The organism is Streptomonospora arabica, assembly GCF_039531585.1.
Classification (GTDB): Bacteria; Actinomycetota; Actinomycetes; order Streptosporangiales; family Streptosporangiaceae; genus Streptomonospora; species Streptomonospora halophila.
Genome location: NZ_BAAAQI010000005.1, coordinates 142,824 through 165,850, shown reverse-complemented (window position 1 = coordinate 165,850; position 23,027 = coordinate 142,824). Strand labels below are relative to the sequence as shown.

Annotated in this window: 24 protein-coding genes and 1 riboswitch; of the genes, 12 read left to right on the top strand and 12 right to left on the bottom strand. The window is 73.4% G+C overall.

Going from position 1 to position 23,027, the window contains the following annotated elements; translation table 11 throughout:
• Positions 1-91: 91 nt before the first annotated feature.
• Together ABD284_RS10940 and ABD284_RS10935 are read right to left on the bottom strand one after the other, a co-directional pair.
• Positions 92-685 (bottom strand): phospholipid scramblase-related protein, encoded by a 594-nt coding sequence (locus ABD284_RS10940; RefSeq protein WP_344142656.1) that lies wholly within the window; start codon positions 683-685, stop codon positions 92-94.
• Between the two features lie 83 nt (positions 686-768).
• Positions 769-2,223, bottom strand: coding sequence for an FG-GAP repeat protein (locus tag ABD284_RS10935; RefSeq protein ID WP_344142654.1), 1,455 nt, complete (start codon positions 2,221-2,223; stop codon positions 769-771).
• Positions 2,224-2,610: 387 nt separating this feature from the next.
• Between ABD284_RS10935 and ABD284_RS10930 the strand changes: the two genes are divergently transcribed.
• Positions 2,611-3,039 carry an NUDIX hydrolase gene (locus tag ABD284_RS10930; protein ID WP_344142652.1) on the top strand — a complete coding sequence of 143 codons (429 nt, stop codon included), beginning with the start codon at positions 2,611-2,613 and terminating at the stop codon, positions 3,037-3,039.
• A 152-nt stretch (positions 3,040-3,191) separates the two neighbouring features.
• Here ABD284_RS10930 and ABD284_RS10925 read toward each other — a convergent pair whose 3' ends face one another.
• The gene (locus ABD284_RS10925) at positions 3,192-3,686 is read right to left on the bottom strand and encodes a DoxX family protein (protein ID WP_344142651.1); all 495 of its coding nucleotides are present in this window, start codon (positions 3,684-3,686) and stop codon (positions 3,192-3,194) included.
• Positions 3,687-3,778: 92 nt separating this feature from the next.
• Between ABD284_RS10925 and ABD284_RS10920 the strand changes: the two genes are divergently transcribed.
• On the top strand, positions 3,779-4,738 hold the full coding sequence (locus tag ABD284_RS10920) for a LysR family transcriptional regulator (protein ID WP_344142650.1): 960 nt from the start codon (positions 3,779-3,781) through the stop codon (positions 4,736-4,738).
• Positions 4,739-5,090: 352 nt separating this feature from the next.
• Here ABD284_RS10920 and ABD284_RS10915 read toward each other — a convergent pair whose 3' ends face one another.
• Positions 5,091-5,942, bottom strand: coding sequence for a helix-turn-helix domain-containing protein (locus tag ABD284_RS10915; RefSeq protein WP_344142649.1), 852 nt, complete (start codon positions 5,940-5,942; stop codon positions 5,091-5,093).
• 163 nt (positions 5,943-6,105) lie between these two features.
• On the opposite strand from ABD284_RS10915, the gene ABD284_RS10910 reads away from it, so the two are divergent.
• Positions 6,106-6,531, top strand: a complete 426-nt coding sequence (locus ABD284_RS10910; protein WP_344142648.1) for a PPOX class F420-dependent oxidoreductase — start codon at positions 6,106-6,108, stop codon at positions 6,529-6,531.
• Positions 6,532-6,906: 375 nt separating this feature from the next.
• On the opposite strand, the gene ABD284_RS10905 is transcribed toward ABD284_RS10910, so the two are convergent.
• From ABD284_RS10905 to thrC, 4 genes are all read right to left on the bottom strand, one after another.
• The gene (locus ABD284_RS10905) at positions 6,907-7,671 is read right to left on the bottom strand and encodes a maleylpyruvate isomerase family mycothiol-dependent enzyme (protein ID WP_344142646.1); all 765 of its coding nucleotides are present in this window, start codon (positions 7,669-7,671) and stop codon (positions 6,907-6,909) included.
• Between the two features lie 269 nt (positions 7,672-7,940).
• The gene (gene groL, locus ABD284_RS10900; RefSeq protein ID WP_344142644.1) at positions 7,941-9,572 is read right to left on the bottom strand and encodes a chaperonin GroEL; all 1,632 of its coding nucleotides are present in this window, start codon (positions 9,570-9,572) and stop codon (positions 7,941-7,943) included.
• Positions 9,573-9,915: 343 nt separating this feature from the next.
• Positions 9,916-10,194, bottom strand: a complete 279-nt coding sequence (locus ABD284_RS10895) for a MoaD/ThiS family protein (RefSeq protein WP_311546692.1) — start codon at positions 10,192-10,194, stop codon at positions 9,916-9,918.
• 60 nt (positions 10,195-10,254) lie between these two features.
• Entirely contained in the window at positions 10,255-11,520 is a 1,266-nt protein-coding gene (thrC, locus tag ABD284_RS10890; protein WP_344142642.1) for a threonine synthase, read from the bottom strand.
• 12 nt (positions 11,521-11,532) lie between these two features.
• Positions 11,533-11,675, bottom strand: a riboswitch (SAM riboswitch).
• Positions 11,676-12,019: 344 nt separating this feature from the next.
• Here thrC and ABD284_RS10885 point away from each other — a divergent pair.
• Entirely contained in the window at positions 12,020-13,459 is a 1,440-nt protein-coding gene (locus tag ABD284_RS10885; RefSeq protein ID WP_344142833.1) for an alpha,alpha-trehalose-phosphate synthase (UDP-forming), read from the top strand.
• An 81-nt stretch (positions 13,460-13,540) separates the two neighbouring features.
• Here the strand turns inward: ABD284_RS10885 and ABD284_RS10880 are convergent, their stop codons facing one another.
• A complete protein-coding gene (locus ABD284_RS10880) occupies positions 13,541-14,194 on the bottom strand; it encodes a GrpB family protein (protein WP_344142641.1) in 654 nt (217 codons plus the stop codon).
• Positions 14,195-14,587: 393 nt separating this feature from the next.
• Positions 14,588-15,844 carry a S8 family serine peptidase gene (locus ABD284_RS10875; protein ID WP_344142640.1) on the bottom strand — a complete coding sequence of 419 codons (1,257 nt, stop codon included), beginning with the start codon at positions 15,842-15,844 and terminating at the stop codon, positions 14,588-14,590.
• A 267-nt stretch (positions 15,845-16,111) separates the two neighbouring features.
• Here ABD284_RS10875 and ABD284_RS10870 point away from each other — a divergent pair, with 267 nt between their 5' ends.
• Together ABD284_RS10870 and otsB are read left to right on the top strand one after the other, a co-directional pair.
• Positions 16,112-16,447, top strand: coding sequence for a DUF3263 domain-containing protein (locus tag ABD284_RS10870; protein WP_344142639.1), 336 nt, complete (start codon positions 16,112-16,114; stop codon positions 16,445-16,447).
• Positions 16,448-16,597: 150 nt separating this feature from the next.
• Positions 16,598-17,422, top strand: a complete 825-nt coding sequence (otsB, locus tag ABD284_RS10865) for a trehalose-phosphatase (RefSeq protein WP_344142638.1) — start codon at positions 16,598-16,600, stop codon at positions 17,420-17,422.
• A 177-nt stretch (positions 17,423-17,599) separates the two neighbouring features.
• Here otsB and ABD284_RS10860 read toward each other — a convergent pair whose 3' ends face one another.
• A complete protein-coding gene (locus ABD284_RS10860; RefSeq protein WP_344142637.1) occupies positions 17,600-18,091 on the bottom strand; it encodes a nuclear transport factor 2 family protein in 492 nt (163 codons plus the stop codon).
• A gap of 843 nt (positions 18,092-18,934) precedes the next feature.
• Between ABD284_RS10860 and ABD284_RS10855 the strand changes: the two genes are divergently transcribed.
• Positions 18,935-19,744, top strand: a complete 810-nt coding sequence (locus tag ABD284_RS10855) for a helix-turn-helix domain-containing protein (protein ID WP_344142635.1) — start codon at positions 18,935-18,937, stop codon at positions 19,742-19,744.
• Positions 19,741-19,923 carry a DUF397 domain-containing protein gene (locus tag ABD284_RS10850; protein WP_344142634.1) on the top strand — a complete coding sequence of 61 codons (183 nt, stop codon included), beginning with the start codon at positions 19,741-19,743 and terminating at the stop codon, positions 19,921-19,923. Before ABD284_RS10855 ends, ABD284_RS10850 begins: the two co-directional genes overlap by 4 nt.
• Positions 19,924-19,957: 34 nt before the next feature.
• Here ABD284_RS10850 and ABD284_RS10845 read toward each other — a convergent pair whose 3' ends face one another.
• Positions 19,958-20,896: a GlxA family transcriptional regulator gene (locus ABD284_RS10845; protein WP_344142633.1), complete on the bottom strand. Its 939-nt coding sequence runs from the start codon at positions 20,894-20,896 to the stop codon at positions 19,958-19,960.
• 208 nt (positions 20,897-21,104) lie between these two features.
• Here ABD284_RS10845 and ABD284_RS10840 point away from each other — a divergent pair, with 208 nt between their 5' ends.
• From ABD284_RS10840 to ABD284_RS10825, 4 genes are all read left to right on the top strand, one after another.
• Positions 21,105-21,755 (top strand): DJ-1/PfpI family protein, encoded by a 651-nt coding sequence (locus ABD284_RS10840; RefSeq protein ID WP_344142632.1) that lies wholly within the window; start codon positions 21,105-21,107, stop codon positions 21,753-21,755.
• A 173-nt stretch (positions 21,756-21,928) separates the two neighbouring features.
• The gene (locus tag ABD284_RS10835; RefSeq protein ID WP_344142631.1) at positions 21,929-22,258 is read left to right on the top strand and encodes a hypothetical protein; all 330 of its coding nucleotides are present in this window, start codon (positions 21,929-21,931) and stop codon (positions 22,256-22,258) included.
• A gap of 5 nt (positions 22,259-22,263) precedes the next feature.
• On the top strand, positions 22,264-22,731 hold the full coding sequence (locus tag ABD284_RS10830) for a DUF2269 family protein (protein ID WP_344142630.1): 468 nt from the start codon (positions 22,264-22,266) through the stop codon (positions 22,729-22,731).
• Positions 22,732-22,733: 2 nt separating this feature from the next.
• Entirely contained in the window at positions 22,734-23,027 is a 294-nt protein-coding gene (locus tag ABD284_RS10825) for a hypothetical protein (protein ID WP_344142629.1), read from the top strand.

Genomic DNA, 23,027 nt, shown 5'->3' with positions numbered 1-23,027 from the left:
CGCAGCAGCGGCGCCCGGGTCCGGCCGCACAGCACGCACGCGAGCGGTCGGCCCCGCCGCGCCGTACCCGCCGGCCGCAGGTGGCGGCCGGCTAGCGCTTGCCCTCCATCAGCACCAGGTCGATGGTGATGCCCGAGGCGATGACCAGGGTCTTCAGCGGCTCGGGGAGGGTGGGGTAGCGCTGCCACAGGACGTAGGTGTCGGCGGCGGTGAAGAGTTCGCCGAAGTCGGGCAGGCGCCGGTCGACCCGCGCGACCTCGTGGTCGTTGGCGTCGGTGATCTGGAAGTCGAAGCCCATGAAGTTGCCCGAGATCGTGCCCAGGTGCCGCTTCCACGGGTCGAGCAGCCGGAACCCCGCCTTGAAGAACGTGAAGTCCTGGTCGATGTAGCCGATCGGACGGCCGTCCGGCAGCGCGACGGTCGTGGTCGCCGTGAACATCGCCCAGGACTTCTCGATGTACAGGCGCGGCCGCCGCCAGGCGTCGTCGACCATCACCTTGCGGGCGAAGCCGGCGGTGTTGCCCGCGAAAAGGCGCAGCGCCTGCATGCCGCCGTCCAGACCGATCTCGTGGACGTGGGCGATGTGGCGGCCGCGGCCGTCGTAGCAGTGGTATTCGGACTCGTCGATGAAGAAGCGCTTGGGCTGCTTCACCACGATCGGCGCTGTGTTGAACAGATCCTGCACGAACGTCTTGGACGCCTGCGCGGGACCGCGGGTTCCCGGGCCCGCGGTCTACGGCTCGGCTCCCGCATCGCCGCGGGAGCCCGTCAGCGCGCGAACGCCCCGCCCAGCTTCACCTCGCCGCCGGTAACGCCGAGTACGTCCGGACCGACGGCGCCGGTGGCGGCCGCGCCGTTGCGGGTGAAGCGCAGCGTCCACACGGCGCCCCGCCCCTCGTTCTCGCCGGGTGCGCCGACGGCCAGGTCCATCCGGTCGTCGCCGTCGAAGTCCGCCAGGCGCACCGCCCATCCGAAACCGTCGCCGTCCTCCCCCTGTCCGGGCACGCCCGCGCTGTCCTGGTCGACCATGGACGAGCCCGCCGTCGTCAGCCCGTCCGGCCCGCCCTTGAGGACGACGACGCCGCCCGGGTCGCCGATCGGTTCGCCGCCCCGGGCCTCGATGCCGGTCGCCGCAAGCACGTCGGCGAAGCCGTCGCCGTCCACGTCGCCGGCGCCGAGCTTGAACCCGAACCCGGCGCTGTCGTTGCCCTCCCCCGGCACCGAGCCGCTGTCCCTGGTGAACGCGGTGGCCTTGCCGGAAAGGCCGCCCGGGCCGCCGTAGAACACCTTGAGCGTGCCGGGGTCGCCGGGCAGGTTCTCGATGACGCCCTCGGGAACCTCGCGCATGACGAGGTCCCCGTAGCCGTCGCCGTTCATGTCGCCGATCGCCCCGGTGGTCGCCGGCGCCAGGCTCCGGTCGGCCCCATTCAGGCCGGACGGGCTCGACAGCAGCACCGCAGTGGGTTCGCCCATCTCCTCGAACGAGCTCATGACGACCAGATCGGTTCCGCCGTCGCCGTCGAGGTCCCCGGGGACCAGCTCCTGCAGGTCCAGGCTCCCCAGCGCGACGGGCTGCTTCCCGGCGACGCCTCCCTCCCGGGTGAACGGGCCTTTCAGCAGCACGGAGCCGTCGCCCGAGCGGTAGGCGACCAGGTCGCGCACGCCGTCCGCGTCGAAGTCTCCGCTCACGAGGTCCTCGACGTGGTCGGGAAGAACGGAGCCGTCCACCGCCGTCCCGCCGCTGAGCCCGGCCTCACCGCCCCACAGCACCGTGAGAGCGCCGTCCTCGGGCTTGGCGTGGTCCTCCCACGTACTCGTCACCGCGATGTCGGCGCAGCCGTCGCCGTCGAAGTCGCCGGCGGCCGCGGTGGCGCCGAACCCGTCGCGCGCGTCGGGCGTCCCCGGCACCCCCGCGGAGCCCTGGTCGATCACCTGCCGAGTGCCGGGGTCGGGGCCGCCGACGGATCCGTAGAGGACGACCACCCTTCCCGCGCCGACAGCCCCACCGGCCCCGGAGCCGGGAGCCAGGACGGCGAGGTCGGCGTAGCCGTCGCCGTTGAAGTCGTCGCGGTACTCCGCGTCCTGCGCCGGCTCGCCCGAGGGCTCGGGCCGCCCGCTGGGCGCGTCTTCCCCGGCTTCCGGTACCGGCCCGCATCCCGCGACCGCGACCGCGAGCGCCACTGCGGTGAGCGGTCGGCCCCGGGCCAGAGTACGTCGACGCACGATTCCCCCGAGACAGGCGATTGGGACATGGTTGGAGGAGGCTACACCCCGCCGTGCGAGCACGCACCGGGCTCAGCGGGACCTGTTGTGCCGCGCGACCGGGCGCCGCGGTACGCCGCACCGCACGCACCGGGCGCCCGCGTCAGGGACCGGAAGGGCCGGCTGCGCCCGGGGGCGCCCCGCTCGGCGCCCGCGGAGGGCCGCGGGGAGGACCACGCCTTGATCTTGCGGCGCGGGGCGCCGCGGCAGCCACCGGTGCCGCTCCCGCACGGCGGGGGAAGGAGCCGGGGCGGGTCTGCTGCCGACGGACGCGAACGCGGCGAGATCGGTGCCGGGGCACCGCGCAACAGGACGGCGACCCGTCCAACACGCCCTACAGTCGGATTCATGCCACCACCCGAGACGGGGGCCGTCCCGACTCCCGTGATCGACGCGCTCGCCTGGGTGCACGTCAGCGGCCGGCGGCTGCTGTGCGTACGCACGCGCGGCCGCAGCCTCTACTACCTGCCGGGCGGCAAGCGCGAGCCCGGCGAGAGCGACGGGGCCGCCGTCGCGCGGGAGGCCCGCGAGGAGGTGGGAGTGGCGCTGCGTACCGCGACCCTGGCGCCGTTCGCGGTCGTGGACGAGGCCGCCGACGGCCACCCCGAGGGCACGCGGGTGCGCCTGTCCTGCTACACCGCCGAGCACACGGGCGAACCCGCCCCTGCGGCCGAGATCGCCGACCTCGCCTGGCTCGCGCACGCCGACCGGCCCCTCTGCGCGCCGGCGGTGCGCCGCGTCCTCGACGAACTGCAGGGCCGCGGCGAGATCGACTGAGGAGCCGAGGGCGGACCGTGCGCCGCGCCTTCCGCGCACGGGCGGCGAGCGCACGCGCGCGGAAGGCGCAAGGCGGTGGAGGGGGCACGCACGGCCGAACCCCTCCGGCCACAACGGCGGGGCCGGTGCCCGGGGCGGGCCGGCGGACGCGCCTACCCGGCCGCTTCGGCCCGGTCCTCGGCGGTACGGGCCGCGCGCGGTCCGCGCCCGCCGTCGCCACCGTCCAAGGCCGAGGCCAGCACGGAGTCGACGCTGAACCTCCCCGGCCCGTGGGCCAGGATCAGCAGGCTGACGGCGGCCAGCACCATCACGTACTCGAAGCCGCCGGCGTCCAGCATGAGTCCGTTTCCGCTGTGCACGAAGACCCAGGCGCCGACCATGATCACGGTCAGAGCGGCCGCACCCGCACGGGTGGCGACGCCGAGAAGGAGCAGTGCGCCGCCGATCAGCTCACCGTAGGCCAGGAAGGCCCCGCTCAGCTCGGGCAGGGGAATCCCCAGCTCGCGGTTGCTCTGCACGATCGCGCCGACACCCTGACCGGCGACCTTGTCCCAGCCGTGGGCGATGAAGACGACGCCGACGCAGAGCCGCACCAGCAGGACCACCGCGTCGGTCAGCACCGCGTCCGAGCGGACCAGGAATTTCATCGGTTCTCCTTTGTCAGGGGACCGGTCCATTCGAACAGGCGGGCCCGCCCCGCGGGAAATACCGATTGTGAAGGATAGGCTACCCTAAAGGTATGCAGGAGTTCGACCTACGGGAATTGCGCTACTTCCTGGCGGCGGCCGAGGAGCTGAATCTCTCCCGGGCCGCCGAACGCCTGGGGATCTCCCAGCCGCCCCTTTCGCGCGCCATCCGGCAGATGGAGCGGCGCCTCGGCGCGCCCCTGTTCCATCGAAGCCACAACTCCATCCGGCTGACACCCGCGGGCGACACTCTGCTCAGCGAGGCACGCAAGGTGCTGGACGCCGCCGCCGCGGCGTCGCGGCGCACCCGGCGCGCGGGCCGGGCGGCCCCGGCGCTGACCATCACCGCGGCGCCCGGCCACGGCACGCGGCTGCTGCGGCGCATCGCCGACGCCTACGCACGCCTGCCCGGCGCCGCGCGCACCGACATCGCCGTCACCGGCTACCGCGCCCAGGAGGCGGCCCTGCGCAGCGGCGAAGCCGACCTCGCCCTGCTCAGCACGCCTTTCGACACCGAGGGCCTGCGGGTGCGCCCGCTGTGCTCGGAGGAGCGGGTGGCCGCGGTGCCCGCCGGCCACCGGCTGGCCGGATGCACTGCGCTGCGCTGCGCCGACCTCGCCGGCGAGCCGTTGCCGCGCTGGCCCGGCGACACCGAGGCGACCCGGCGGTACTGGTCGGGCCGGGACCGGGCCGCCACCGCCGCCGGCGCCGATGCGGCCCACGGCCCGCTCGTCCACGACATCTCCCAGGTCATCGAGGTGGTCGGGCTAGGGCAGGCGGTCGCCCTGGTACCGCGCCACGTCGCCGGTGCCAACCCCCGCCCGGACGTCGTGTACGTGCCGGTGGCCGACGCCAGCGCCCACCGGACCGTGCTCGCCTGGCCAGAAGGGCCGACCGGGCCGGCCGTCGACCTGTTCGTCCGCACGGCGGCCGGCCTCTTCGCGGCCGGGCCGGCGACCGGCCACGGCCCCGACTCCGACTCCGGCCCCGGCGCGGTGGCCGGACCGGTGTAGGCGCGCGCCTGTCGGTGTGCGCGTCCGGCCGGTCGGGGGTACGTACGCCCGGCTCCGGGACGGCGTCGCCCCCGCGGGCGGCGGCCACGCCCGCGAGCGGAATCGTCGTGGTGCGCGGAATCGGAATACCGCACGTCGTGCCTTTCACCAGGAAACACTGCGGCGCGTACCGCCGGTTTCCCGCGGGTCGTCCCCCTCGGTTCCGGAGTTCGAACAGGACGCCTCGCGAAAGTGACGGGAATCATATCCGTCCATTGTTGCGACCGGCACACCTGAGCGCATTCGACCGTCGATACTTAACCGGTTAAGCGTTGACCTGCGATTTTCCGCCGCCTACCTGCGGCGCGCCCGCTCAACCCGATACCGCGCGCAGACTCCCGGGAGCGCGACCCACAAGGCGCCCCAGCCCCGCGGACGCGGCCTCGTCCGCCGGCAGATAGGCGACCAGACGCAGAACGTCGGCGTCGGAGAGGTCCAGCGTCTCGTAGGCCAGCCGCAGCTCGCCGACCTCGGGGTGGGCGAACCGGCGCACCCCGGTGCGCACCGGCAGGGTCGGCGGCTCGGTCCAGCGCCGGGCGAACGCCGCTCCGCCGGTGACCGACAGCTCCTCGGCGAAGCGCGCCACCTCCGGGTCGGCGGGCATCGTGGCGAACCGGAGGTCGGCGACCAGTTCGTCGGCGACCCGCTCCCAGTCGGGAAGGGCGGCGCCCGCGCGGCCGTCGGTGAATACGAAGCGGACCAGGTTGGGCGGGTCGCCGTCGAGCAGGCCGAGGGGGCCGGCGACGCGGTCGAACCCGCTCGTAGTGGCGAGCACGTCGCAGCGGCGGTCGACCAGCACGGCGGGTTCGGGGTCGAGGCGGTCGAGCAGGGCGCGCACGGTGGGCCGCACCGACGGCGCGGGCGCCCGCTCGCCGGTGCACTGGGAGCCGCCGCCGTCCTTCGAGAGCCGGTAGAGGTGCAGCCGCTCCACGGGGGACAGCCGCAGGGCGTCGGCCAGGGCGCCGAGGACCTGCCCGGAGGGGCGGCGGTCGCGGCCCTGCTCCAACCGGGTGACGTACTCGACGCTGACACCGGCGAGCGTGGCGACCTCGGAGCGCCGCAGACCCGGTGTGCGGCGCCTGCCGCCGACCGGGAGCCCGGCCTCGCCGGGGGTGACCGCTTCGCGGCGCCGCCGCAGGAACCCGCCAAGATCGTTCTCGCCCATGGCCGAAGTGTAGGTGCCTCCTTCGCCGCCGGCGTGTCCCTGCCACTACCACTCTCAACGCGGCCTTCCTGCGCCGGCGGCGCTGTGGCCACAGTGGTGGTGCCGCCGTGCCGAGTCCGCCGGCGGCACCGCACACAGCAGGGAACAAGGAGCGCGGCCCGCCATGAGCGCATTCACTCAGACCGAGATCGAGTACCTGAACGAGCAGCCCCTCGGCCGGTTGGCCACAGTGGGCTCCGACGGCCGACCCCGGGTCAAGCCGGTCGGCGTCTTCTACGACCCGGAGAACGACGGCCTCGCCGTGGGCGGTCTCGACATGGCGCCGAGCAAGAAGTTCCGCGACGCCGCCGCCAACCCCGACGTCGCCGTCGTCGTCGACGACCTGGCCTCGGTCGACCCGTGGACCCCGCGCGGCATCGAGGTCAGCGGGCGCGCTGAGACCCGCACCGAGGGCGGCGAGGAGACCGGTGCGCGCCTGGGCGCCTCGTTCCCCTTCAGCCCCGCCTGGATCCTGATCCGCCCCCGGCGCATCGTCTGCTGGGGTGTCGGAACGGGCCCGTTCGAGTCGAGCGCGCGCACCGTCGCCTGAGCGCCTGCGCCGCCCCGCGGCCGGCGGGCCGGCGGGCACAGGCCGCCGGGCCGCCGAACGATCGGCTTGCGTCCCGCAACCGACTGCTCGGCCGAACCGGGCTCCGCGTCGCGGAGCCGCTCCTGGGCGCGACGGCCTTCACCGGCGAGGCGCGCGCCCGGACCCGCATCGCGGTGAACCCGGGCGCGGTCGGCGCAGCGCTGCCCGAGGGCCTTCCGGCGCCGTTGTGCGGCGGCGGAGTTCTCGCCCGGCCATCCCGCCGAGACGATCGAGCACTCCGAGGCGCGCCCATGGGTGTTCGGCGACGCCTTCACCGGGGTGCGCGTCCGCGGCCGACGCGGCCCGGGGAGGCCGCCGGGCGTGCGGCGCGGCGGGTCAGAGCATGGGCGGGAGCGAAGGGAGAACGGCGGCGGGCTCCTCGACGGGGGTGCCGCCGCGGTGGACCGTGAGGCGGGAGCCGTCGGCGCGGCCGGAGAGCCAGGCCAGGATCTCGCCGGCCGAACCCTGCGCGGTCACCGCCGGGCCGGCGGCGGCGCCGATGCGGTACTCGGCCCCGCTCGCGGTGTCGCGCAGCAGGACGGGCGGCAGCTCCTCGTCGGCCGCGAACCGCGTGGTGAGGCTCTCCAGCTCGGGGCCGGTGAAGAAGGCGGGCCAGTCGCCCGGCGTGTAGCCGAGGTCCAGGTCGACGTGGTGGTACTCCACCTCCGCCAACCGCATCCACACGACCCGCGCGGCCGGGAAGACGCGGCCGCTGCGGTGGCGGATCTCGAAGGTCCAGGCCTCCTCGGGCATGGTGCGCACGACCTCGGCCAACCGCTCGGCGGTGGCTTCGAGGTCGGCCGCCTGCTCCTCGGGAGCCCGCCCGGCGCCGTCCTCGATGTCGCGCTCGCGCGCCTCGGCGCTGGCGTACATGTCGGCCTGGACACCCTCGCGGGCTCCCTCCAGGATCCGGATCATCGCCTCGGCGCTGCGGGAGACGTGGGCCAGGACGTGGCCGCGCGTCCATCCCGGAAGCAGCGAGGGGTCGGTGATCCGGTCCGGGCGCGCGGCGGCGGCGGTGCGCAGCAGGCGGCCGGTGGCCTCCTCGATCGCGCCGAGCACCGCAGTGGGCTCCTCGGGCCGGACGCTTGATGCGGTCATCGTGGCCTCCTGTGCTGGTCTGCCCGCCTGCTCCGCGGCGGCGCGGCACGCTCGCGCACCGGCGTGCGGACCCGGGCGGAGCTGCGCCCGCGCACCGCGGAGGCGGGAAAGACGCTACCACCGGCCGACCGGGCCGACACGGTGCAGCGGCCGCGATGGCGCGATCGGACCGTGAACGCGAATCGGGCGGCCCCCGCAGTGGGGACCGCCCGTTCGTCGCAGGTGGCTGAGTTCGCGTACCGGACTCGCCGACCTCGGGCCGAGAGGCCTTAGAAGTCCATGCCGCCCATGCCGCCGGCGTCGGGCGCAGCGGCGCCCGCCTTCTCCGGCTTCTCGGCGATGACGGCCTCGGTCGTCAGGAACAGACCGGCGATGGACGCCGCGTTCTGCAGCGCGGAGCGGGTGACCTTGGTCGGGTCGATGACGCCGTCCTTGAACAGGTCGGTGTACTCGCCCGTGGCGGCGTTCAGCCCGACGCCGGCCTCCATGTTCTTCACCTTCTCCGCGACGACCCCGCCCTCAAGGCCGGAGTTGATCGCGATCTGCTTCAGCGGCTCCTCGATCGCCCGGCGGACGATGTCGGCGCCGATGGACTCGTCGCCCTGCAGGTCCAGCTTCTCGAAGACCGGGACGCCGGCCTGGAGCAGGGCCACACCACCGCCGGGCAGGATGCCCTCCTCGACGGCCGCCTTGGCGTTGCGCACCGCGTCCTCGATGCGGTGCTTGCGCTCCTTGAGCTCCACCTCGGTGGCGGCACCGGCCTTGATGACCGCGACACCGCCGGCCAGGCGGGCCAGGCGCTCCTGCAGCTTCTCGCGGTCGTAGTCGGAGTCGGTGCGCTCGATCTCGTTGCGGATCTCGTTGACCCGGCCGGAGATGTTGGAGGCCTCACCGGAGCCGTCCACGATGGTGGTCTCGTCCTTGGTGACCACGACCTTGCGGGCGCGGCCGAGCATGTCCAGCTCGGTGTTCTCCAGCTTCAGGCCCACCTCTTCGGTGATGACCTGGCCGCCGGTCAGGACCGCGATGTCCTCGAGCTGGGCCTTGCGGCGGTCGCCGAAGCCCGGGGCCTTGACGGCGACGGACTTGAAGTTGCCGCGGATCTTGTTGACGATCAGCGTCTGCAGCGCGCCGCCCTCAAGGTCCTCCGCGATGATCATCAGCGGACGGCCCGCCTGCAGGACCTTCTCGACGACCGGCAGGAACTCGTTGTTGTTGGAGATCTTCTGGTTGGCGATGAGGATGTAGGGGTCCTCAAGCACCGTCTCCATGCGCTCCAGGTCGGTGGCGAAGTAGGGCGAGATGTAGCCCTTGTCGAAGCGCATGCCCTCGGCGAGCTCCAGCTCCAGCCCGAAGGTCTGCCCCTCCTCGACGGTGATGACGCCTTCCTTGCCGACCTTGTCCATGGCCTCGGCGATGGCGTCGCCGATCTGGACGTCGCCGCCGGCCGAGATCGAGGCGGTGGAGGCGATCTGCTCCTTGGTCTCGACCTCCTTGGACAGGTTGGCCAGCTCCTCGCTGATGCGGGAGACGGCGGACTCGATGCCGCGCTTCAGGCCGACCGGGCTGGCGCCCGCCGCGACGTTGCGCAGGCCCTCGCGCACCATGGCCTGCGCGAGCACGGTGGCGGTGGTGGTGCCGTCACCGGCGACGTCGTCGGTCTTCTTGGCGACCTCCTTGACGAGCTCGGCGCCGATCTTCTCCCACGGGTCCTCGAGCTCGATCTCCTTGGCGATGGAGACGCCGTCGTTGGTGATGGTGGGGGCGCCCCACTTCTTCTCCAGCACGACGTTGCGGCCCTTGGGGCCGAGCGTCACCTTCACAGCGTCAGCGAGCTGGTTCATGCCGCGCTCAAGGCCGCGGCGGGCCTCCTCGTCGAACGCGATCAGTTTGGCTGCCATAGACTTCTTGTCCTCCCGAGACCGGGCTGATACGCGAAGGTACGAGCCGACGCCCGCGACGGACGGCCGCGGTGCTTCCGGCAACCCCTCTGCCGGGGACCTCGGCCTCATCGCCTCGAACCAGGGTTTAGCACTCAGCTTGTCAGAGTGCCAGCGACCCCATTATTAGCACTCCCCCTAGGCGAGTGCAAATGCCCTAACCAGACTTCGCCACGGCGTTACCCGCAGGTCAATGACGCCTCGCGGCCGGAAGCGGAAAAGCCCGCGCCCCGCCCTCGGGGGCGGCGGGGCGCGGGCTGGGCGCCCGGCCGGATCCGGCCGGGCGCGCCGGGAAGGCCCGGGGTCAGCAGCCTCCGGCCACGGCCGGGATGATCGAGACCTGGGTGCCCGATGCGGTCGGGGTGTCCAGGCCCTGGGCGAACCGCACGTCCTCGTCGCCGACGTAGACGTTGACGAAGCGGCGGATCTTCCCGGCGTCGTCGACGATGCGCGCCTTGATGCCGGGGTACTTGGCCTCCAGGTCGGACAGCACGGCCTGCACGGTCTCGCCTTCGGCGCTGACCTCGGCCTCGTCCTTGGTGTAGGTGCGCAGGATGGTCGGGACGCGGACACTGACGCTCATGACTGCGGTAACTCCTTGACTCGCTCGCCGGCCGGCGGTTGCGGGGGTTGTCCGGGCGCTCTAGAGCAGCCCGGCCTCCTTGAACACGTCCAGGGAGGGCTTGATGGTCGCGGTGACCCCGGCCTCGACGGCGTTCAGGGTCTTCAGGCCGTCGCCGGTGTTGAGCACGACGGTCTCGGCTTGGGGGTCGAGGGTGCCCTCGTCCAGCAGCTTGCGCAGCACGCCGGTGGTGACACCGCCGGCGGTCTCGGCGAACACGCCCTCGGTGCGGGCGAGCAGCGAGATGGAGTCGACCACCGCCGCGTCGTCGACGCGGGCGACCGCGCCGCCGGTGCGCCGGCAGACGTCGAGGACGTAGGGGCCGTCGGCGGGGTTGCCGATCGCCAGCGACTTGGCGATGGTGTCGGGCTTGACCGGCTGGATGACGTCGTGGCCCTGCTCGTAGGCGGCGGCCACCGGTGAGCAGCCCGTGGCCTGGGCGCCGAAGACCTTGTAGGGGCGGTCCTCGACCAGGCCAAGCTCGATCAGCTCGCGGAAGCCCTTGTCGATCTTGGTGAGCTGGGAGCCCGAGGCGATGGGGATGATGATCTGCTCGGGCAGGCGCCAGCCCAGCTGCTCGGCGATCTCGTAGGCCAGGGTCTTGGAGCCCTCGGCGTAGTAGGGCCGCAGGTTGACGTTGACGAAGCCCCAGTCCTCGCCGGCCGGGTCGCCGATCAGCTCCGAGCAGAAGCGGTTCACGTCGTCGTAGGTGCCGTCGATGGCCACGACCTTGCCGCCGTAGACGGCCGCCATGACGACCTTGCCCTCTTCCAGGCCCGCGGGGATGAACACGCAGGAGCGGAACCCGGCGCGGGCCGAGGCGGCGCCCACGGCGCCGGCCAGGTTGCCGGTGGAGGAGCAGGAGAGGGTGCGGAATCCGAAGGTGCGGGCGGCCTCGACGGCCATGGCCACCACCCGGTCCTTGAAGGAGTGGGTGGGGTTGGCGGAGTCGTCCTTGACGTGCAGTGAGCGCATCCCCAGCTCGGCGGCCAGCCGGTCGGCGCGCACCAGCGGCGTCAGTCCGGGGTTCATGTTCGGCAGCTCGGCGACGTTGCCCGGCACCGGGAGAAGGCCGGCGTAGCGCCAGACGTTGTTCGGACCGCGTGCGATGGCCTCGCGGGTGACCTCGCCGAACTCGTAGGCCACCTCAAGAGGCCCGAAACAGAACTCGCAGGCGAAGCGGGGCGCGAGGTCGTAGCGTTCGCCGCATTCGCGGCAGGACAGCGCGGCGGCGGGGCCGAAGGCGCGGGCGGAGGGCGTGTCCGTTTCCGTGGCGGTAATCGCCATGCGAGGCGTCTCCCCTCATCTTTCCTGGCTGACCGATCTGGCCCCAGGCCGGAGTTGGCACCTGCCTCGGCCGCCTCGCAGGATCGCGAGTAGCGCAAACCGAGATGGTTGCCGGGGCTTCGCAGGGCCGGTCCCTCCACCCCTCTGGATGAGCAATATGAAGTTGTCGGGATCCGCAGTTGGGCACTGGGGGCGCAGCGGAATCCGCACGCCACTGTAGCTCACGTTTCGTCCGAATTTCCATGGAGAGTGATCCGGGTAACACGCCTGACGCCGCTGCGCCGGGGTAGTGGCGCCCGTACCTGCGGCGCCGCGCCGCCGGGGCCGGATTCGGCGCGCTCTCCCCCGGGACCGCGGGGAACCGGCGGGTTTGCGCGGGGCCCGGGCAGGCGAGACCTATGACACCTTCGCGCAGCGGGCCCTGTTGTCAGCGGTACCGGTGTAGTGCAATGAGACGTCGGGCGCGATTCACGGTGACAGGTGAGAGGTGGACGATCAGGTGGACAAGGCGCAGATCCTCGTGGCTTCCAACAGGGGACCGGTGTCCTTCTCGATCGGCGAAGACGGCTCCCTCGACTACCGGCGCGGCGGGGGCGGCCTGGTGTCCGGGCTGAGCTCGGTCGCGGAGACGACCGACACGCTGTGGGTGTGCGCCGCCCTGTCCGAGGCGGACCGCACGGCCGCCGCCCGGGCTCCCGAGGCGCGGCTCGACCTGGCCGGCTTCGATTTGGGCGGCATGCGCGTGCGCATGCTCGACATCCCGCCGGACACCTTCACCGACGCCTACACCCGCGTGGCCAACTCGACGCTGTGGTTCGTGCACCACATGCTCTACGACACCCCCAACAAGCCGCGCTTCGACGCCGCGTTCCGCGCCCAGTGGGAGGGCTTCCGCTCCTACAACGCCGCCTTCGCCGAAGCGCTGCTGACCGGCTCCGCCGACAACGCCCGCGTGGCAGTGCAGGACTACCACCTGGCCCTGGTGCCCCGCATGCTCCGCCAGCGCCGCCCCGACCTGCGCATCACCCACTTCTCGCACACCCCGTGGGCGCCCCCGGAGTACTTCGGCATGCTGCCCGGCGAGGTCGGCCGCGAGCTGCTGGAGGGCATGCTCGGCGCCGACCACCTCGGCTTCCTCAGCCGCCGCTGGGCCGAGGCGTTCCTGCACTGCTGCGAGACGTTCCTGCCGATCGATGTCGACTGGGACCGGCGCACCGTGGAGTTCGGCGGGCGGGTGGTCCACGTGGGAGTGCACGCACTGGGCGCCGACGCCGACAGCCTGCGCCGGCGGGCGGCGGCGGCCGACGTCGAGGAGTGGCGGACCGCCCTGCGCGAGCGCGTCGGCGACACCAGGCTCATCGTGCGGGTCGACCGCACCGAGCTGTCCAAGAACATCGTGCGCGGCATGGAGGCCTACCGCGAGCTGCTGCGTGAGCACCCCGAATGGCAGGGCCGGGTCACCCATCTGGCCTTCGCCTACCCGAGCCGCGGCGACGTGCCGGAGTACCGCGAGTACACCGAGCAGGTGCAGCGGGTGGCCAAGGAGATCAACCAGGAGTTCGCCACCGCCGACTGGACTCCGCTCGTCCTGGAGCTCACCGACGACTTCCCGCGCTCGCTGGCCGCCTACCGCATGGCCGACGTACTGCTGATCAACCCGATCCGCGACGGGATGAACCTGGTGGCCAAGGAGGCTCCGGCGCTTTCCGACGACGGGTGCGCGCTGGTGCTCTCCACCGAGGCCGGTGCGGCCGACGAGCTCGGCGCCAACTCGTTCCTGGTCAACCCCTACGACATCAGCCAGACCGCGGGCGCGCTTCGCAAGGCGCTGGAGATGCCCGACGACGAGCGCCGCGCGCGCTGCGAGCGCCTGGTCGAGAGTGGCACAGCGCTGCCGCCCAAGCGCTGGTTCGAGGAGCAGTTGCGTGCCCTGAGGTAGCGCGCTCCCCCAGCGGGCGGGCGCACGCGGGCGCCGGAGCAGCGCGGGCCGGCGCCCCGGCCGGGCGGTGCGCCGCGGCGGTCACTCGGCGCGCGCGGCCGCCGACTCGCGGGCGCGGCCGATGATCTCCTCCACCAGGGCGGCCTTGGCGTCGGTGTAGTCGTCCAGGCTGTCCCAGGTGCGCCGCGCCAGCTCGCGCTTGGTGCGGTCGTAGCGCTCGCGGTCTCCGGCGTCGGCGCACAGGCGGTCGCGGAACAGCCGCAGCCGCTCGGCCTCTCCTGCGCCGGGCCCGTAGACGTGCACGTTGGTGTTCACGTCCGGACCGCGCAGCACGCGGTGGCCGTCCGCCTCGGGCTCGCGGTGCCACAGCGCGTAGCCCGCGGCCTCCAACGGGGCCAGGTAGGCCGCCTCGTCGCCGGGGTCGGGCACGATGAGCAGCACGTCGACGCAGGGCTTGGCGCTCAGGCCGGGCACCGCCGTGGATCCGACGTGCTCGACCTCCAGCGCGGCGGCGCCCAGCGCCCCGCGGATGCGGTCGGCCTCGCGCTGGAACAGGTAGGGCCACTTCGGGTCGGCCTCGACGACCACCACCCGGCCGTCGACGAAGTGCGGCGGCGGGGCGAGCGCGGCTGCGGCCGCCTGCGCGACGTCGCCTCCCCGCCGCGAGGGGAGGGGCGCAGGGACGCCGGGTGTGCGGGATAGGGGCGACCGGTCGGTCGACTCGTTGGGGGACATTCCGCCAGACTTCTATGCCCGGCGCCCTTCGTCAAGGCGCCCATCGGGGAAAACGCCTGTTCAGAGGCCACGTACAGCTCGCCCGCGGTCACTCAACGGCACGGCAGGGACGGCCGCGGGAGGTGCTCGGCGGCCGGGATCCCCGGCGTCGCCGGGGCTGGCGGCGGTACGCGGGTGCGCGGGGGCGCTCTGCGCCCGCCGGTCGCCGGGCGCCGGACGCCGGTCGAGTCGCCGCCCCCGGGGACGCGCTCCGCGCCGCCTGCCTGTTCTCGCGGAAGCCTGCGCACGGGAGCCGCCGGGCGCGGTCGGCACTCCCGCACCGGACCACCGCACCGGGGAGCCCGGCCGGACCCGGCCCGGAGCTGCTCGCCGCGGCGAGCAGCGGCACGGGTCTCAGCGCCGCCGGCGCCCGCCGCGGCGGCGCGCCGCCGGAGTGCGCCGCGTGCCGCCGGAGCGGGCCTCCGCGCCGACCGGCTCGCGGTCGTCGCGCTCCCCCTGGTCCTCGGCGCCTCCGCGTCCGCGCCCGGACCGGCGGGAAGGCAGGTCGTAGGGGTTCGCACCGGCGCGCCGGACCAGCAGCGCAGCGACGAGGGCCACGAGCACGGCCAGCAGCGCGCCGACCGTCCACAGCGCCCAGACCGGCAGCCCGGACTCCTCCGCGCGGGGCTGGTCGGCCAAGCCCTCGTCGAACAGCGGCTCGCCCTCGGCGGAGGAGGCGGCCCGCTCCATGGCGGCGGGGGCGTCGAGCACGCCCGCGCCGTAGCCGGGGGCCTGTGCGCCCGCCGCGCCGTCGCGGGTGCCCGAGGTGAGCGCGTCGGCGACCTCGCCGGGCCGCAGCTGGGGGTACTCGGCGCGCACCAGCACGGCGGCGCCGGCGACGAACGCTGCGGCCGCAGCGGTGCCCTCGGCGGTCGTGTAGCCGCCGCCCGCCTTTGGAGCGCGGACCCCGGCGCCGGGGGCCACCAGGTCGACGCCGGATGCGGGCGAGTCGCCGGTGAGCGCGAGGTCCTCGCCGACGGCGCCGACGGCCATCGCGCCCTCGTAGGCGCCGGGGTAGGCGGAGCCGCCCTCGCCGGCGGGTGCCACGACGAAGGCGCCGTTGCGGTTGGCGTAGCCGACAGCGGCGGCCACCGCCTCGTCCGGCTCGGCGCTCGCGGGCTCCGACGGCAGCAGGACCACCTGGGCCCCTTCGTCGACGGCGTAGCGGATGCCCTGGTTGAGCGCGTCGGACGCGTCCTCGCCGCCCTCGGCCACGCGCACGGACAGCAGGTCCGCGCCGGGGGCCACGCCGACGACGCCGCCGGTGTACTCCCGGCCGTGCCCGCGTCCAGCGATGATCCCGGCCAGGGGTGTCGCGCCGCCCCCCGATCCCGGGCCGGCGGCGAAGGCGTCCCCCTCGGTGAAGCCGTCGCCGAGGTCGGGGTGGGAGGCGTCGACTCCGCCGCCCAGCAGGGCCACGAGCACGCCGCCGCCGTCGTTGCGGTCAGCCGCATCGGCGGCGCCGACGGCGTCCATCCCCCACTGCTCGGGCCGCAGCTCGCCGCCGGTGTCGGCGCTCGCGGCGACCGGAGGCGCCGGCGGGGCCAGCAGCGCGACCGCGCACGCGACCGCCCCGGCCATACGCGCGGCGGCGCGGTTGCGGCAGATCACAGATACGCCGGTAACGCCCAACACTCAACCCCCAGCCCCGACTCACGTGGCCCGTCCTCGGCGGGTATCCGGGTCATTGTTCCACGTACGCGCAGTTTGGCGGTCCGGCGGCCGGCACGGCGGCCGGACCCGGGACGCCGCGCCCGACCGCGGGGCTCCGAGGACAGGGAACACTTACCCCGCGGCCCCATCATGATTGTTCGCCTCCTCACCCCCCACGGGAAGTCGCTACCATGAGTCGCGCCAATCCGGACGAGGAGGCGCCCAATGTCAGATCCAGGGCTATTCGATCAGCAACCCTCCGCCCATCCCAGCGAAGCGGAGACGCCCGCGGCTTCCTCCAGCGAGGAGCGCGAGCTCGACGAGAGGGAACAACGCATCCTGGCCTTCGAACGCCAGTGGTGGAAGCTGGAGGGCTCCAAGGAACAGGCCATCCGCGAGGAGTTCGGGTTCTCTCCCACGCGCTACTACCAGCTCCTCAACGGGCTGGTCGACCGCCCCGAGGCCCTCGCCTTCGACCCCATGACCGTCAAGCGGCTCCGCCGGCTGCGCGCCAACCGCCGCCGCCGGCGCACGGCCCGCCAACTGGGTATCCAGCTGTAGCGGCGCACGTTCAGCGACGCACGGCGGCGCACGACGACCGCCGCGCAATCCGAGGGCATACTCCAGATGAGGGGCGTGTCAGGGCGCGACCCGCACGACACAGCCCACTCCCTTCGCCCGCAACCCCGAACGGGAACGAGACGACCGCTCATGCCTCTGCCCACACCCGGTTCCGAGCAGGGTGCGGCCGCGCTGGACCGGATCGTCCAGCGTCCCGCCGACGCCGTGCTGTCGTTCGACTTCGACGGCACGCTGGCACCGATCGTCTCCGATCCCGCCGACGCACGCGCCTATCCGGGCGTGACCGCCGAGCTCTCCCGCCTCGCGCCGCTGGTCGGCCGCCTGGTGATCATCACCGGGCGGCCGGCCGCGGTGGCGGTCGAGTACGGCGGCCTCGCGGACGTCGACGGCGTCCTGGTGCTGGGCCACTACGGCCTTGAGCGCTGGGAGGACGGCCGCGTCACCGCACCCGAGCCGCCCGCCGGTGTCGCTCTGGTCCGCGAGGAGCTTCCCGAGCTGCTGCGCAAGACCGGAGCCCACGAGGGCACCGCGATCGAGGACAAGGGCCGTTCGCTGGCGGTGCACACCCGCCGGGCCGCCGACCCCGACGCGGCCCTGGAGACCCTGCGCATTCCGCTGGCCGCACTGGCCCAGCGCGCCGGGCTCACCGTCGAGCCCGGCCGCCGCGTGATCGAGCTGCGGCCCGCCGGAATGGACAAGGGCGCCGCACTGGCCGGCGTCGCGGCCGACGCCGGCGACGGCGCCGCCGTTCTCTACGCCGGTGACGACCTCGGCGACCTGGCCGCTTTCGAGGCCGTGGAGCGCCTGCGCGAGAAAGGCCTCCCGGGCATCACCGTGTGCAGCGGCTCCGACGAGGTCGCCGAGCTTGCCGCACGAGCCGACCTGGTCGTCGACGGCCCGCCGGGCATCGCCGACCTGCTCGCCGCGCTGCGCGAGGCGATCGAGGACCGGTGACCGGGCCCGGGCCTCCGTTCGCGGTCCGGGGCGGAGTGGTCCGGTCGGTCGGTCGGCCGGACACCATGCTCGCCCTGGTGTCCGCTGTATCCGCGGCGCAGGAACGGAGGAGTCTCGGCCCGGCACCGGGTCGGCCCCGGCACCGGTCGGCCGTCCCCATGGTGTCGGCGCGCAGGGTCACGCCCCTTCGGCGCCGCGAGCGGGCGGCGGGACCGGGGTCTGCTGGTAGAGGGCGAGGCGCCACGTGCCGTCACGGCGCGTGTAGGCGCTGGACATCAGCGCGGTGAACTCGGACCCGGGGTCCTCGCGGTAGGCGGTAGCCCGGTATACCAGTGCTGCGCTGCCGGGTCCCAGGCCGACCAGGCGCTCGTCGGTGATCTCGTAGCCGGACCACGGAGGCGCGTGCCGCAGCGAGGCGACGACGGTCGGGCGGTCGAACACCTCGCCGTGGGCGAGGACCATCACCCCGTCTTCGGTCATGAGCGAGCCGTAGACCTCGGAGCCGGTGCCGTCGCACAGGGAGCGCCAACCCCGGTGCTCCAGCTCCAGGAGTTCGGCTTTCAGGGATCCGGGGTCGGAAGCCGCATCGGAATCCGGATCGGGAGTCGGATCGGAGGTCGGGTCCGTGGACCCGTGTTCGGGGTTCGCGGCGTGGTGCCCGGACGTCATGCCTGCCTCCAAGGTTCAGCGCGGGTGTGTCGGCCGTACTGCGTCGACCGTGTCCCTGCGGTCATTCTCGCCGCCGAGTGCGGTCCCGGGAACAAGTTCGATGCTCACGGCGGCGTTTCGCCTCCCCCGTCCGGGGGCGCGGGGCGAAGGGCGAGCACGAAGGCGCGGACACGCGCGGCCCGGGGACGGGCGCGCCCCCGCGGCCGGGTCGTGTGCGGGGGCGCGGACGGGCGCGCGGGCGCGGGCGCCCTGCCGCGCTCTGGAGCGGGCGGCAGGTGGTGCGGCAGGTGGTGCGGCAGGTCGTGCGGCAGCGGGGGCAGGGACAGGTTGGCCTCCCAGGGGTTGCCGCAGTAGTTGCAGGCGTCGCCACTGCTGGGACGGCTGCACAGCCGGCAGTCCCACCGTCGGTGGGCGGGCCCGGGCGTACCGGATTCCTCGGTCACCGTCGCCACCCCTGTTTCAGGGGAGGGACCGGCCGAGAGCAGCGCAGCGAGCCGTCGCGGGAGCGGACGCCGCCGCCGGGCGGGATGTCGTGCGGCGTGCGCGGGACGAGAGGCGCGGCGGTCACGGCTCGAACCTCGCGAACCGCGGAGGAGCGGCGTGCAGCCCGCGCGAGGGCCGCACGAGCCGGAGGAAGAGACCGAACGGGACGGATAGGATCGCCATGTCGTCAGCTCCGTTTTAGCTGGGGACCGTGCCCCGGGGGTGTCTCCGCACCCGCCGGGGTCCTGCTTGTCACCAGCGTCCGGGAACCTGCGTGCGATGCTCCACAGATTGACCTCGGCCGTCGCAGATTTGTCCAAAGCAGTACCGCAGTGAATTCCTTTGGTACAGACTTGGGCCATGGCAGAGCGACAGCATTCGGACTGGGTCGCATTCGGACGAGAGATTCGACGTATCCGCACGTCAAAAGGAATGTCACTGCATGATGCAGCAATCCTGCTCTCCATCACCCCCGGAATGCTCTCGAAGCTTGAACGAGCTACGCGAGTACCAAAAAGGGACACTGTAGGAGAATTGGACCAGGCATTCAGTACCAACGGCTCCCTGCTCCGCCGCTGGTCGGATGTCACGCGCAGGTCGGCAGATCCAGACTGGTACAGGCGCGTCGAGGATGCCGAGGCTGCTGCGGTGGAGCTCCGGATCCATCATCCATCGCTGATACCGGGATCACTGCAGACGAGCGCCTACGCGCGTACCGTCCTCTCATACGGCCGCCCCTTGGATCAGCCCGGCGAGATCGATTCGATCTTGGCCCTCAAGACCAAGCGTGCCGAGCGCCTTCTGCAAGCGGGGGACCCAGCGCTCTCGGCTGTTGTCCCGGAGGCGGTGATCCGGGGCTGCCTCGGCGACTCCGAGACAGTGGCCGAGCAGCTCTGCCACCTGGTCCACCTGACAGAATCAGGGCAGTTGCGTATATATGTCGTTCCCGACGGCGTGCCGACCCACATCGCCCAGGCATCAGGAGCCTTCACGTTGATCTCCTTCGCCGACCGGCTACCACTTGCGTTCACTGAAAGCGCCAGCGGCGGTGGTCTGGTCGACAACCCCCGGGAAGTGCAGCGGTTCTCCACCCTTTTCGGCATCCTGCAAGGCTGGGCGCTCTCCCCAGCAGACTCGGTCGACCTGATAAGGAAGGCTCAACACGCATGATCAACGGCGAATGGAGCAAGTCCGGCTACTCCAACGCAGGCAGTGAGTGCCTCGAATGCCGTACCGAACAGAGCGCCGTCCGCGTCCGCGACACCCAGCACAGAGACCTCACCACCCTCACCTTTCCCCCCGACGCCTGGCACGAGTTCATCTCAGGCGTGAAGAGCGGCGACCTCTGAGGTCGCACCACGAGTTGCTTGGAGCGCGCCCCTCTCAACCGAAGCTGCGGCGGTAGGTGTGCGGGCTGACACCCGTCGTCCGCTTGAAGCGGTCGCGGAAGGCCGTAGGGGAGCCGAAGCCGACCTGGCCGCCGATGCGCTCGACGGAGTGCTGCGTGGTCTCCAGCAGGTGCTGCGCCCGGCGGATGCGGGCGCGGTGCAGCCACTGCAGCGGGGTGGTGCCGGTCTGGTCGCGGAAGCGGCGGATCAGGGTCCGGGTGCTGGTTCCGGCGCGGGCGGCGATGTCGGCCAGGGTCAGATCGGTGGCCAGGTTGTCCTGCAGCCAGGCGAGCAGCGGTTCGAGGAGCGACCCCTGGGGCGCGGGCGCGTGATCGTGCGCGATGAACTGCGCCTGCCCTCCCTCGCGCTCCAGAGGCATGACGGACAGCCGCGCGGCGTCGGCCGCGACGGCCGAGCCGTAGTCGCGGCGGATCATGTGCAGGCACAGGTCGAGACCGGCCGCGGCGCCGGCCGAGGTGAGGATCTGCCCGTTGTCGACGTAGAGGACACCGGGGTCGACGTCGACGGCAGGATGCGCGGCGGCCAGGGCGTCGGCCGCCGCCCAGTGGGTGGTGGCGCGCAGGCCGTCGAGGAGCCCGCTGGCCGCCAAGGGGAAGGTGCCCGAGCAGATGGAGGCGATGCGCGTACCGTCCGCGGCCGACGCCCGCAGCGCGTCGCGCACTGCAGGCGGCAGCGGGGCGGCGGGTGCGGCGGTCCCGGGCACGATGACCGTGTCGGCGCCGTCGAGCCCGTCCAGCCCCCAGTGCGCGTGCAGGGTGAAGGCGCCCGCGTCGACCTCCGCTCGCTCGGCGCACACGCGGATCTGGTAGCCGGGCCGCCCGTCGGGGAGCCGCGTGCGGGTGAACACCTCGATCGGCGTGGACAGGTCGAACGGGATCACCCGGTCCAGCGCGAGGACGGCGACAGTGTGCATGGCCAGAAGATACCCCTCCGCCGGAGGTAGCGCCCAGCCGCGGCGACCGTAGTGCGACTCTCGTCCCAGCTCACGGGCCGGTCATTGGATCTGTCGGTTTTCCGTTGCAAGGTGTCACTCGCGCCACTGGGCGGCGGAGTCGCCGCCCGCTAGCGTCGGTTGCGACATCGGCTCAGGCCGCATCCGCAGCGTGCAAAGGACCCTGTTCATGCACACCCAGATCGTCCTCTTCGACGGCTTCGACCCCCTCGACGTCATCGCCCCCTTCGAGGTGTTCCACGCCGGCGGCTCGGCATCGGGCGGCCGGGTGAGCGTCGAGCTGGTCTCCGCCGAAGGGCCGCGCGAGGTGGTCAGCGGCTCCGGCGGTCTGGCCCTGCGCGCCGCGGCGGCGCTCGACCCCACGCGCCCCGGACTGGTGCTGGTGCCGGGAGCCGCCGGGCGGATCGGCGACGAGCACCAGGACGAGCACATACCGACGCTGCTGGCCCGCACGCTGACCACGGAGCTGCCCGCGCTGCTGGCCGAGGCGCTGCGGGACCCGCGGGTGACCGTCTGCGGAGTGTGCGGCGGCTCCCTCATCCCGGCGATGGCCGGGCTGCTGGAAGGGCGCCACGCCACCACCCACCACCTGGGCCTGGATATGCTCGACGCCACGGGCGTCAGCGCGGTGCGGGCCCGCGTCGTGGACGACGGCGACCTCGTGACCGGCGGCGGCGTCACCTCCGGCCTCGACCTGGCCCTGTACATGCTGGAGCGCGAGGTCGGTCCGCGAGTCGCGCACGCCGTCGAGGACCTCTTCGAGCACGAGCGCCGCGGCACCGTGTGGCGGGACCGGGGCCTGTCCCCCGCCGCCTTCTGATCCCGCGCGGGCTCCGCGTCTTCGGACCCGCGTGCCCCCCACGGGCGTGCCCTTCCGCCTCCGCGCTCCCCCACCTCCGCGCCCTCGCAGCCCCACCCGCCCGCCGCTACGCGCGGGACGCCCGCCGCCCCGCATCGCGCCGCACCCGCGGCTCCGTCAGAAAGAGCAGCAGCATGCCCGTCGAAGGCACCTGGGACCTGTCCGTCTCCACTCCCGTCGGCACGATCAGCGCCGTACTCGAACTCCGGCGCGAGGACGGCGTCCTGACCGGCTCCGCCCACGGGGCGGGAGAGGAGGTCCCGCTGACCGGCCTCGTCCTGGACGGCGACCGGCTCACCTGGAAGCAGGCCGTCACCAAGCCCATACGGCTCAACCTGGCCTTCGCGGCGGAGGTCGACGGCGACACGCTGACCGGCACCGCCGCTGCCGGCCGCCTCCCCGCCTCCAAGGTCGCCGGGCACCGCCGCGCCGAGCGCACCGACCCCGCCGCCGCGGAGCTCTGACCGCCATGACGAAGCTCTTCCTTTCCCTGCATGTCGTGGCCGCCGTCCTGGCGGTCGGACCGGTCGCCGTCGCCGCGAGCATGTTCCCCGCCGCCCTGCGCCGCGCCTACAGCGCACCGGGCGACGGCGCCGCGGTCACGGGCCTGCGGATCCTGCACCGCATCTGCCGCGTCTACGCGGCGGTCGGGATCGCGGTGCCCGTCTTCGGCTTCGCCACAGCGAGCAGCCTCGGCGTGCTCACGAGCCCGTGGCTGGTCGCCTCGATCGTGCTGACGGCGGCGGCCGCCGCCGTCCTGGCCCTGCGGATCCTGCCCGACCAGGGTGCGGCGCTCGCCCCCGCGCAGGCCCCGGACCCCGCCGCCGCTGCCCGGACACCGGCCCGCCTGGCCATGCTCACCGGCGTGTTCAACCTGCTGTGGGTGGTCGTCACCGTGCTGATGATCGTCCGCCCCGGCTCGACCACGAGCGCCTGACCATGCGCCTGCTCCATCTGCGCATCGCGGCGCACGCCGAGCTCGCCACGCTGGCCCTCATGCTGGCCAACCTGGCGACCGTCCACCTCGAAGCGGTGTCCTCGGTGCTGGGCCCCTCCCACGGCTGCGCCTACCTGTTCGTCGTCGTCGCGGTCTGGCGCGAGCAGCGCGCCGGCGCCGCGGCCCGGTGCACGGCGCTCGTGCCCGGAGTCGGCGGCCTGCTCGCCTGGCGGCGGCTCCACCGCGCTCCCGATGCGGCGCCGCCTGGGCACCCGGGCGGCGCGCACCGGCCCTGA

Excerpts from the sequence above, each read along its gene's own strand:
- ABD284_RS10930 (WP_344142652.1), top strand. The coding sequence starts at position 2,611 with ATGCCACCACCCGAGACGGGGGCCGTCCCGACTCCCGTGATCGACGCG.
- ABD284_RS10925 (WP_344142651.1), bottom strand. The coding sequence starts at position 3,686 with ATGAAATTCCTGGTCCGCTCGGACGCGGTGCTGACCGACGCGGTGGTC.
- ABD284_RS10920 (WP_344142650.1), top strand. The coding sequence starts at position 3,779 with ATGCAGGAGTTCGACCTACGGGAATTGCGCTACTTCCTGGCGGCGGCC.
- ABD284_RS10915 (WP_344142649.1), bottom strand. The coding sequence starts at position 5,942 with ATGGGCGAGAACGATCTTGGCGGGTTCCTGCGGCGGCGCCGCGAAGCG.
- ABD284_RS10910 (WP_344142648.1), top strand. The coding sequence starts at position 6,106 with ATGAGCGCATTCACTCAGACCGAGATCGAGTACCTGAACGAGCAGCCC.
- ABD284_RS10905 (WP_344142646.1), bottom strand. The coding sequence starts at position 7,671 with ATGACCGCATCAAGCGTCCGGCCCGAGGAGCCCACTGCGGTGCTCGGC.
- groL (WP_344142644.1), bottom strand. The coding sequence starts at position 9,572 with ATGGCAGCCAAACTGATCGCGTTCGACGAGGAGGCCCGCCGCGGCCTT.
- ABD284_RS10895 (WP_311546692.1), bottom strand. The coding sequence starts at position 10,194 with ATGAGCGTCAGTGTCCGCGTCCCGACCATCCTGCGCACCTACACCAAG.
- thrC (WP_344142642.1), bottom strand. The coding sequence starts at position 11,520 with ATGGCGATTACCGCCACGGAAACGGACACGCCCTCCGCCCGCGCCTTC.
- ABD284_RS10880 (WP_344142641.1), bottom strand. The coding sequence starts at position 14,194 with ATGTCCCCCAACGAGTCGACCGACCGGTCGCCCCTATCCCGCACACCC.
- ABD284_RS10870 (WP_344142639.1), top strand. The coding sequence starts at position 16,112 with ATGTCAGATCCAGGGCTATTCGATCAGCAACCCTCCGCCCATCCCAGC.
- otsB (WP_344142638.1), top strand. The coding sequence starts at position 16,598 with ATGCCTCTGCCCACACCCGGTTCCGAGCAGGGTGCGGCCGCGCTGGAC.
- ABD284_RS10860 (WP_344142637.1), bottom strand. The coding sequence starts at position 18,091 with ATGACGTCCGGGCACCACGCCGCGAACCCCGAACACGGGTCCACGGAC.
- ABD284_RS10855 (WP_344142635.1), top strand. The coding sequence starts at position 18,935 with ATGGCAGAGCGACAGCATTCGGACTGGGTCGCATTCGGACGAGAGATT.
- ABD284_RS10850 (WP_344142634.1), top strand. The coding sequence starts at position 19,741 with ATGATCAACGGCGAATGGAGCAAGTCCGGCTACTCCAACGCAGGCAGT.
- ABD284_RS10845 (WP_344142633.1), bottom strand. The coding sequence starts at position 20,896 with ATGCACACTGTCGCCGTCCTCGCGCTGGACCGGGTGATCCCGTTCGAC.
- ABD284_RS10840 (WP_344142632.1), top strand. The coding sequence starts at position 21,105 with ATGCACACCCAGATCGTCCTCTTCGACGGCTTCGACCCCCTCGACGTC.
- ABD284_RS10835 (WP_344142631.1), top strand. The coding sequence starts at position 21,929 with ATGCCCGTCGAAGGCACCTGGGACCTGTCCGTCTCCACTCCCGTCGGC.
- ABD284_RS10830 (WP_344142630.1), top strand. The coding sequence starts at position 22,264 with ATGACGAAGCTCTTCCTTTCCCTGCATGTCGTGGCCGCCGTCCTGGCG.
- ABD284_RS10825 (WP_344142629.1), top strand. The coding sequence starts at position 22,734 with ATGCGCCTGCTCCATCTGCGCATCGCGGCGCACGCCGAGCTCGCCACG.